General features: G+C 25.9%; 10 protein-coding genes. 3 read left to right on the top strand and 7 right to left on the bottom strand.

Annotated features, from left to right (window positions below; all coding sequences use genetic code 11):
* The 5 genes from AACZ53_RS11620 to AACZ53_RS11600 all read right to left on the bottom strand — a co-directional run.
* The coding region (locus AACZ53_RS11620) for a hypothetical protein (protein ID WP_339838581.1) at positions 1-304 on the bottom strand (304 nt) is incomplete at its 3' end.
* 138 nt (positions 305-442) lie between these two features.
* A complete protein-coding gene (locus AACZ53_RS11615; RefSeq protein WP_339838580.1) occupies positions 443-1,429 on the bottom strand; it encodes a glycosyltransferase in 987 nt (328 codons plus the stop codon).
* A complete protein-coding gene (locus tag AACZ53_RS11610) occupies positions 1,429-3,468 on the bottom strand; it encodes a glycosyltransferase (protein WP_339838578.1) in 2,040 nt (679 codons plus the stop codon). The genes AACZ53_RS11615 and AACZ53_RS11610 overlap by 1 nt, the downstream gene beginning before the upstream one ends.
* A gap of 2 nt (positions 3,469-3,470) precedes the next feature.
* Complete coding sequence (locus AACZ53_RS11605; RefSeq protein WP_339838576.1) at positions 3,471-4,640, bottom strand: glycosyltransferase; 1,170 nt, start codon at positions 4,638-4,640, stop codon at positions 3,471-3,473.
* 7 nt (positions 4,641-4,647) lie between these two features.
* Positions 4,648-5,565 (bottom strand): glycosyltransferase family 2 protein, encoded by a 918-nt coding sequence (locus tag AACZ53_RS11600; RefSeq protein ID WP_339838574.1) that lies wholly within the window; start codon positions 5,563-5,565, stop codon positions 4,648-4,650.
* Between the two features lie 95 nt (positions 5,566-5,660).
* Between AACZ53_RS11600 and AACZ53_RS11595 the strand changes: the two genes are divergently transcribed.
* Positions 5,661-6,770 (top strand): glycosyltransferase family 4 protein, encoded by a 1,110-nt coding sequence (locus tag AACZ53_RS11595; RefSeq protein WP_339838572.1) that lies wholly within the window; start codon positions 5,661-5,663, stop codon positions 6,768-6,770.
* On the opposite strand, the gene AACZ53_RS11590 is transcribed toward AACZ53_RS11595, so the two are convergent.
* Complete coding sequence (locus AACZ53_RS11590) at positions 6,771-7,568, bottom strand: glycosyltransferase family 2 protein (protein WP_339838569.1); 798 nt, start codon at positions 7,566-7,568, stop codon at positions 6,771-6,773. It lies immediately after the preceding gene.
* A gap of 79 nt (positions 7,569-7,647) precedes the next feature.
* Here AACZ53_RS11590 and AACZ53_RS11585 point away from each other — a divergent pair, with 79 nt between their 5' ends.
* On the top strand, positions 7,648-8,409 hold the full coding sequence (locus AACZ53_RS11585) for a Kdo domain containing protein (protein WP_339838567.1): 762 nt from the start codon (positions 7,648-7,650) through the stop codon (positions 8,407-8,409).
* A gap of 25 nt (positions 8,410-8,434) precedes the next feature.
* Positions 8,435-9,250, top strand: a complete 816-nt coding sequence (locus AACZ53_RS11580) for a glycosyltransferase family 2 protein (protein ID WP_339838564.1) — start codon at positions 8,435-8,437, stop codon at positions 9,248-9,250.
* On the opposite strand, the gene AACZ53_RS11575 is transcribed toward AACZ53_RS11580, so the two are convergent.
* A partial coding sequence (locus tag AACZ53_RS11575) for a glycosyltransferase family 9 protein (protein WP_339838561.1) occupies positions 9,247-9,924 on the bottom strand: 678 nt, incomplete at its 5' end. The genes AACZ53_RS11580 and AACZ53_RS11575 overlap by 4 nt on opposite strands.

Raw genomic sequence — 9,924 nt, 5'->3', positions numbered from 1 at the left:
TAGCTATAATTTGGTTAAAATTATCATCTGGGTTTCGAACCCCTATTTCTAAATAATTATTATTATTATTATTTGATAATAAAAAATTTATTATTTCTGTTCTAAGAGGTTTTTTAGACTCTTCTTTTATGGCTAATTCTTGTACTTTTATAAATTCAGAATCGTTCAATATTTCTTTTCCTTTAATATAATAAGGGTCATTATTGATCTCTCTTCCTTTTATATAAATTGGATCTCGATGGATGTATTTGCCTTTATAATAGTATTTTATGAGGTTTATTTTAAGTAATAGACTTTTAATCATTATGGTTAATTTATTTAAAATTGTATTTGTAAAAATTCATTTAAAGTATTAGATAACTTAAAAAAAGTAAAAAAACTATTTTTTTAGGTTCAGAATTTCACATTACTTTGTTAGAACCTTTATTTTCTTGATTAATATTTATTTGAAAGTTAAGCTGTTGTCCTTTTTAAAAAGATAAGCTATTTTTTTTGTAATATATTTTAAAGGATAAGCCTTTATCATGTTTATTTTTGCTTTTTTAAATAACTTTAATAGATTAACTTCAATTTTATAGTTTATAATCTGACTATAATCTTTGTTATAATTATTTTTATGATGAATGTATTTATCGTAAAAAAACCTAGTAATTAATTTATATTCATTGAAATTAGTAGGTTTAAAAAATCCCAAAATCATTTTATAGGCTTTTGTGTAGTTATTAAATGATTTTATTCTTTCGGCATGATTACCAATGCCTATTTGTTGATTAATGTGAATTCTATATGAAACCAAATTTTCATTGATATACCCTAAAGTATTTTTTTCAGCCAACAAAAAAGCTATCCAATGATCATGATAAAAATTTTTTTCATTTGTTTGAAAGGGTAAGCATAATTGTTTAACGTCTTTTTTTATACAAAGTGTAGCACCTGTTACAAAATTTCCTTCAATAATCATGAACATAATTAAGTTAATTGGTTCTATAAATTCTGACTGAAAAAAGCCTGAGCAATCCCACAAGGTTATTTCATTAGAAAAAAGGCTATTGTCTTCATTAATTAAATCAGCATTACTAAATACACCTTGAATTTTTGTGTTTTCTAAAAAAAAGGCAATTGTTTTAGAAACTTTATCGGGTTGCCAAATATCATCTTGATCAGCAAAAAAAATATAATCTCCAGTGCATAAACTCAATGCTTTTTCGAAATTTTTATTACTTCTTAATTGATTTTTATTTTTAAAGATATTTATTATCTCAGGATATTTAGTTTTATATTTTTCTAATATTAATTTAGTTTTATCTGTCGATTTATCATCGCAAATGACAATCTGATCAACAGGAGTAGATTGAGATAATATTGAGTCTAATTGTTGACCTAGGTATTTTTCCCCATTAAAAGTACAAATAGCTACAGATATAATCATTAAAAGTTAGTATTAATAGTTTCTTTTATTCTTTCAATTGAAAATGGATTTAGACTATTTTCAGAATTATCACTAAGTTTTTTCCAAATGGCATTATTCGTATACAATTCTAAAATAGTTTCAGCAAATGAATTAGCCTCATCAGCTACTAGTACATTTTCTCCATCCTTTAAAAACATTCCTTCTGCTCCAATGGTAGTTGTTACAACGGGTAAGTAATATTCAAAAGCTTGTCCAATTTTACCTTTAACACCTGCACCAATTAATAAAGGAGCTACCATCAATTTTGAATTATTAAACAGTGGTTCAATATCAGAAACAAAACCGTGAAAAATAAACCTTTCATCACTAATGTCTTTTACAACTGTATTAACATTACCAATAATATTTACTTTCATTTTTGGATATGTATTCCATACAACTGGCATTATATTATTGTATAAAAAATAAATAGCATCTACGTTTGGATGATGTGTTGAACCAATGAATAAAATATCACTTCTGAGGTTAAAAGAATTTATTTTATCTTGTTTTACTTTAGGATAATGAATGTTTGAAATTGTAATTAGTTGTTCTTCATTACAATATGCTTTCATGAACTCTTTTTCTTCATCAGAAATAGTAATTGTATAATCAGATACTTTTGCTGCTTCTAATTCTATTTTTTTGTAGGCTAAATAGTTTTTGAAACTGCTTTTATCTTCTTTGTTTATCTCTGAAGCTCTTTTAAATCTTAAATGGTGAATGTCAACCATATCATAAATAAACTTTGAATTTGAGAATAAAGGCTTAATTTTTTCATAATAATTTTTAAAACTATTAGGACCATAAATCCATACATAGTCGGTATTTATACAATATTTTGAAATAAAATATTTATAATCTTTGTACTGCAAATGTTCATAAAAAATATTAATTCCCATTCTTTGATAAACTTCTAAATAGGCTTGCCAAATGAAAATATCTTTAGAAACGAAAGTTACATTGTATCCTTTTTCAACAAACACATTCATAATTTCTTTCAATCTATTTGAACCTGAATCTCTATCAAATTCAGGAACTGTATCGTTTATAAATACAATAGATTTATTGTTGTTAATTTCTAAAATTCTATCTTCAACACATTCTGCTTGAATGCTTTTTATTTGTTTATTCCATTTATCATAAAACTTCTTTTGATTAGTTTTAAATAAAATTTCTTTACGGTTATTACTTTCCTGGTTTTGTTTAGATTTATCGTTGTATGTAATTCCATTAAAATGTAAAACCTTTGAGAAGGGTGTATAGAAAACATTTTTATTTTGATTGTACTTTAAATCAAAACATAAATCAGTTTCCTCAAAATAAGCTGGAGCAAATTGTTCATCAAAAAGATTTATTTCTCCATTATCTTTATGTTTTTTAAACAATAAGCTACATCCTGAACAGTAATCTACTTTTCTAATATAATTAACTTCAGGATAAAATGGCTTCCTATTTCTTACAATTTGATGAATAGTGAAATCTTTCATAAAGACAGAACCAGCTTCTTGTAATGTTTGATCAGGGTTTAATAACATTGAACCAACTGCACCAACATTTTTATGATTTTCAAAAACATAAAAAAGTTCGTCTAAAAAATTCTCATATACTTCGGTATCATTATTTAATAAATAAATATACTCACCTTTTGAAGCGTTTATTCCTTTATTAATATTTTTTAAAAAGCCTAGATTTGTTTCATTTTTAATTATACTAACTCCAGAAACATTTGTAAAATCATATTTTTCTGAACTATTATCATCAATTAATATTATTTCAAAAGAATAGTTATTTGTTAAATTCTTATGTAAATATTGAAGACAATTCCATGTGTAAATTTCTTGATTGTAAAAAGGAATAATTATAGAAACTTTAGGTTTGTCAGAACTATTAAATACGATTGGAGTTCTATCTATTTCTAAAAGTTGTTTGGGTTGAATATTTTTTAGTTTATCTTCTAATTGTTTAACTTTTCTTCTTCTTCTAAAAAATAGACTTATTTCTTTTTTCAACTTCATAGCTATATTTTTTTTAATTTTTCTTTTAATTTTTCTCTAGAAAAGGGTTTCAAACTTTCTTCAGAATTGTTTTGAAGCTTTAGCCATAATTCTTTGTTTTCATATAAATTAATGATTTCATTGGCAAAATCCTCAGCATTATTAGCTATTAATGCGTTTTCATTGTGTTTTAAAAACATGCCTTCAGCACCAATGTTAGTGGTTACCAATGGTAAATAATATTCAAATGATTGACCAATTTTCCCTTTAACACCTGCACCATATCTTAATGGAGCAATCATAAACTTGGCAGAATTAAAAAAAGATTCTATTTCTGGCACATAACCATGAAAAATAATATTTGGATGATTAATATCTGAAATTTCTTTATCTAAATTACCAATAACATCTACTTTTAAATTAGGCAGTTTTTGCCAAACTAAAGGCATTATTTTTTTATTTAAAAAATGTAAAGCGTCAATGTTCGGTGTATGAGCTGAACCAATAAAGAGAATATTATTTCTTTCTTCAAAAGAATTAGTGTTTTTTATATTGATTTTTGGATAGTGAATATTTGAAATAGTGATAATTTTATTTTTATCAATATAGTAAGACATAACTTCTTTTTCTTGTTCAGAAATTGCGATAATTAAGTCAACTTTCTTAGCTAAAACAGTTTCAATTTTAAAGTATTTTTTATATCTTTTTTTTAATGAAATTCTTTTGGTGTCTAACTCAATAGCTCTTTTGTATCTCAAAAAATGAATATCTACCATGTCATAAATAGTCTTTGATTTAGGTAACGTTTTATTGAAATTTACGAATTGTTTTTTTAAAGTATTTGGGCCATAAAACCAGACAAAATCAATATTTGGAATTGATTTTAAAAAAGAAATTGTTTTATTTTTATTTTTTAATTTTGAATATAAAATAATATCAAAATCATTAAAGAATTGAACATATTTCTTGTCATTTTCTGATGCATCAAAACATAAAAAACAATTATAATTTAGCTCTTTGTACGCTAAGATAATTTCTTTTAGTCTATTTGAACCTGAATCTTTATCAAATGTTGGAATTGAACCCGAAATAATAACAATTGTTTTCTCATTTTGAATATAGTTTTCACTGTTCTTTAGAGTATTAAAATCAAAAAGAGCTACTTTATTAAATAGATTTTTAAAAAGATTCATAAATTGTTTATTTGTTATTTTGCTTGTGTTTCAATGAATCATTTAAACGTCCCCCTCTAAATAGTATTTCGAATAAATACCAATATTTTGGTTTTCTTAAACTTTTAATAAAATACTTTATCTGAAGAAATAATAATATCAATCTATAATTTATATAACCATAATGTTTTCTGATAACGTAAAGAAGCGATATTTTTAATTCCGTTTTAATTTCAATATTTTTTGGTGTACTTGCACCATGAAAATGTATAAATTTAGCATCTGGAATCAAATAAGCATACTTTTTAATTTTTGCTAATCGAATGCATAAATCTGTTTCTTCATGATATAAAAAAATATTTGTATCAAACCCACCAACATTCCAAAAATCTTCAGCTTTTACCATCATAAAACTTCCAGAAACAAACTGTCCTCTTTTTGGTTCTTTGTATTCAATTTTTCTATTAGGGTATTTTTGAGAATTTATGCTTTCTAAAAAATACCTTCCAAACAATTCTTTTAGAGGAGATGAATAATGATCTAAAGTTGGTAATAAATTACCGTCTTCTTTAAAACTTTGTGGTCCACAAATTCCAAATTCATCATTTTTTTTCATTTGATTAATGATTATTGTAAAACAATCATTTAAAAGCAATGAATCATTATTTACAAAAGCATAATATGTTGCATCAGAAAATTGAGAACCAATCATATTTCCACCACCAAAACCTACATTCATGTGGTTTTTTAAAAAAGTTATTTTTGGGTTGTTTATCTTTTTAATATAATCTTCAAGTTTGCTAACATCTTCTTTGTTTGAATGGTTGTCAACTATTTTGATATTATACGTTAAATCATTTGAGGTATGTTCAAAAATGCTTTCTATACACTTAATAGTGTAATCACTAGTATTATAATTAATAATAACAATTGATAAATCGAGCATTTTAGTTTGTTTTTTGTTTAATTCTCTTTTGTAACTGCAATTTATTTTATATATTTTTACAAAAAATTATCACAGGCAAAGTAACAAATAATTTTATGAAAATACTACATATATCTGGAGCAAAAGGATGGGGAGGAAACGAGCAACAGATAATCTACATAGTTCCACAACTAAACGAATTAAATGTAGAAAATATTGTTTATGGAATTAATAATTCAGTGTTAGAGCATGAATGTAATAAAGTCAAAATCCCATTTGTTGGAGTAAAAACAAGAAAATTAAATAAATACATTAATTATAAACACTTAGCTAAAATAATAATTGAACACAAGCCAGATATTGTTCATCTACATACTAGCGATTCGTTGATGTTTTTTTTAGTATCAAATCTGATTTACCGATTTAAAACAAAGTTGATTTTTTCAAAAAAAGGTGTTGGTGTAAGTGGTAGTTTTTTAAGTAAATTAAAATATAACAGCAATAGGTTAGACTCAATTATATGTGTTTCTAAAATGGTTCAAGATTCATTTGGAAAAACGTTAAATGATGCAACCTTAAAGAAAACCGTTGTAGTTAATGATAGTGTATCTTTAAATATTTTAAACAACACTAGCTCAATAAATATCAGAGAGTTATATAATATTCCAAAGAAGAAATTTATTGTTGGAAACATTGCTAATCATACAAATGCAAAAGATTTGTTTACTTTAATTGATGTGCTTGCTGAGCTGAAACATACTTTAAAAAGAAATGATATAGTTTTTATTCAAGTAGGTGAATTTTCTAAAAAAACAGATTCATTAAAACAATATGCAATTGAAAAAAAAGTATATAAGGATATAGTTTTTATGGATAAAATTAAAAATGCTTCTTCTTTAAATACACAATTTGACGCTTTTCTCTTAACATCGCAAAGAGAAGGTGGACCTACATCACTACTAGAAGCTATGTTAATTGGAATACCTGTTGTATCTACTAAAGTTGGAGTGGTTTCAGATATTATAATCGATGGTGAAAATGGATTTATAGCTGATATTAAGGACAGTAAGTCTTTAGCAAATAAAACAGCTTTAATTTTAGATCATAAAGATTTACAAAAGCAGTTTTCAGAAAAAGGAAAAGCAATTATAAAAGAGCAGTTCACAGCAAAATATATCGCTAAAAAAACTTTAGAAGAATATCAAAAAGTTGTAATAAAAAACTAATTACAAATATTGATTTATTCCTTTTTCAATAAAAGTAATTTTCTTTTCTGTGGCCTCTTTTTCAATGGCATTATTTACTTCAAGATTTTGTTTGTCTTGTTCTTTATGATAAATATGATAAGCAATAGCAGTTTGTTTTAATCTTTTTCCTTTAATGCCAATGTTATGTAAACGTTGAATCATTTCCGAATCATCAATTCCCCAACCTACTAAACCCTCATTAAAACCGTTGATTTTAATAAAATCTTCTCTCCAAAAAGACATGTTGCAACCTCTCAATTTCCCTGAACGTTCTTCATGAGTTTTGGCAAATTTCATAAACAAAGGAAACCTAACAGTTCTAGTTCTTTTTTTAATTCCATCAGCAAAAAAACTAAAGCTGATTATCTTTTTATCAAAAATAGTTTTCAAAATATTTTGCTGAATATTTACTCTTGAACCAAATAAATAAAATCCTTTTTCAGCATAAGTCAAATGATCTTTTACAAAGTCCTTATGCATGATAATATCACCATCAATTTCAATAATATAGTCATATTTAGCTTTAGCAATTGCTTTATTCATGATTTTTGGTTTCTGATTGCCATTGTCTTCATGAAAAACATGGATTAAAGGAACCGGAAAATCAGCTTGAAATTTTTTAATTAATTGAGTAGTTTCTTCTTTGGAACCATCATCAGCGATTAGTACTTCATCAGGCAAAACACTTTGATTTTTTATGCTTAACAATAAAAGTTCTAAAGCTTCTGGCCAATTATAAGTTGGAGTTATAAGGGATGATTTAGGTAATAAACTCATTTTTTTGATTTATTTTTTGGTAAAAATACCTAAAATATTGGTTTAATTAAATTGTATGCATAATTTTGAAAAAAAAATAATGGTGTACAAACTAAACGATGCCTTTTTAGAGAAGAAACAACAAATTGAAAATTTCATTGAAAATTTCAATACTTCAGGTGAAATTTTTATCAAAGGAAATAGAAATACCATTAAACTTTTTGAGTTAGATATATTGACTTTAAATGTAAAATCGTTTAAAGAACCAAACCTAATTAATAAAATTGCTTACCGATATTTTAGAAAATCTAAAGCGCAACGTTCGTTTGAATATGCTAATTTTTTATTAAAGAATAACATTGGTACACCAAGACCAGTGGCTTATTTTGAAAATACTTCGCTACTAGGTTTAAAAGATAGTTATTATGTAAGTGAGCATTTGCAATGTGATTTAACGTATCGTGAATTAGTAGAAACGGATTATCCTGACGCAGAAAATATATTGCGTCAGTTTACGAAATTTACATTTTCTATGCATGAAAAAGGAATTGAATTTTTAGATCATTCACCAGGAAACACATTGATTATAAAAAGACCTGAAGGGAAATATGATTTTTATTTAGTGGATTTAAATCGAATGAAATTCCATGAAAAAATGGATTTTGAAACTCGCATGAAAAACTTGTCTAAAATCACTCCAAAAGAAGACATGGTTGCTACTATGAGTAATGAGTATGCTAAGCTTTCTGGAGTAGATGAAGATAAGGTTTTTTCAACTATGTGGAATCTTACTAGAGATTTTCAATATCGTTTTTACCGAAAAAAAAGGATAAAAAAGAGGTTAAAGTTTTGGAAAAAATAGTAATTTTCCATTCTTAATAGTTTTCATGAAGTTATCCGTAATTATTACTACTTACAATTCAGAAGAATGGCTATCAAAAGTTCTCGAAGGCTATTGCCAACAAACCGAGAATGATTTTGAAGTTGTTGTTGCTGATGATGGCTCTACTGTTAAAACTAAAGAAGTTATAGAATCTTTTAAATCTAAATTTAAGTATCCAATACTTCATATTTGGCAAGAAGATAATGGTTTTCAAAAATGTAAAATTCTAAATAAAGCTATTCTTAAAGTGAATTCAGATTATTTATTATTTACAGATGGCGATTGTATTCCAAGAAAAGATTTTGTGCAGCAACATTTAAAATTTCAAGAAAAGGGGTATTTTCTTTCAGGTGGTTATTTTAAATTACCTATGGAAACTTCTAAAGCTATTTCGTTTGAAGATATAAAATCACAAAATTGTTTTTCAACATCGTGGTTAATTAAAAACGGAGTAAAAAGTAGTTTTAAGTTGACAAAATTAACGCATAATAAATACTTCGCTATTTTTATGAATTGGATAACTCCAACCAAGAAAACCTTTAACGGTCACAATACATCTTGTTTTAAAAACGATTTAATGGCAGTTAATGGTTTTAACGAAGAAATGCAATATGGTGGTTTAGATAGAGAAGTAGGTGAGCGTTTATTCAACTTTGGAGTTTTGGCAAAACAAATTCGTTACCAAGCTATTTGTTTGCATTTAGATCACAAAAGAGGTTATGCAACCAAACAAACTTGGGAGAAAAATTTTGCTATTAGAGCTTACAATAAAAAGCACAATATAACTGCCATTGAAAAGGGAATTTCTCAGTATCTTTAACTACCAATTTCCTTAAAAAACTCATCCATTTTTTCTTTAATTAACCCAATTGGATATTCTTCAAAGTATTTAAACGTATGTTCCTTGATGTATTTTTCGTCATGTTCTGCATAAATTTCTGGTTTCAAATCTTTTAAATGAATTGAAATGTTCTTTTCGTCTTCAAAAATCTGCCAAGTTTCTTTATCAACACTTGGAGAAAATAATGAAAACGTTGGGACAAACAACGCTTTTGCCATATTTACAGAACCACCTTCATTCCCAATCAAAGCGTTGCATTGTGATAATAAGCCTAAAAACTCACGTAGACTTTTTCCATAAATATTAAAGAAAATAGCTTGTTGTGTTTTTTCGTTACACAAGTTATAAAGTTTTAAAGCATCTTCCTTTTGATTTGGAATATAATTGAACAGTAACGAAGCATTAGTTTTTTCAACTGTATAATCTAGTAATTCAGCCATATGTTCCAATGGATACGTTTTGTACCATTCACTTCCCAAAATCCCAATCATAAATAAAGGTTGGTTTTGAGGAATGTTGGCTTCTAAAATGGTTTTTTTAGCAGCTTCAATTTCTGAATTAGAAAGAAATATTTTAGGTTTAAAATCGGTAATTTCTTCTTGAATTAATGGTCTCAATAAAGCCAATCTGTTTTCAATAGCTAAACCATAGTT

The organism is uncultured Flavobacterium sp. (assembly GCF_963975005.1).
Taxonomy (GTDB): Bacteria; Bacteroidota; Bacteroidia; order Flavobacteriales; family Flavobacteriaceae; genus Flavobacterium.
This window is presented reverse-complemented; position numbering and strand designations above follow the sequence as displayed.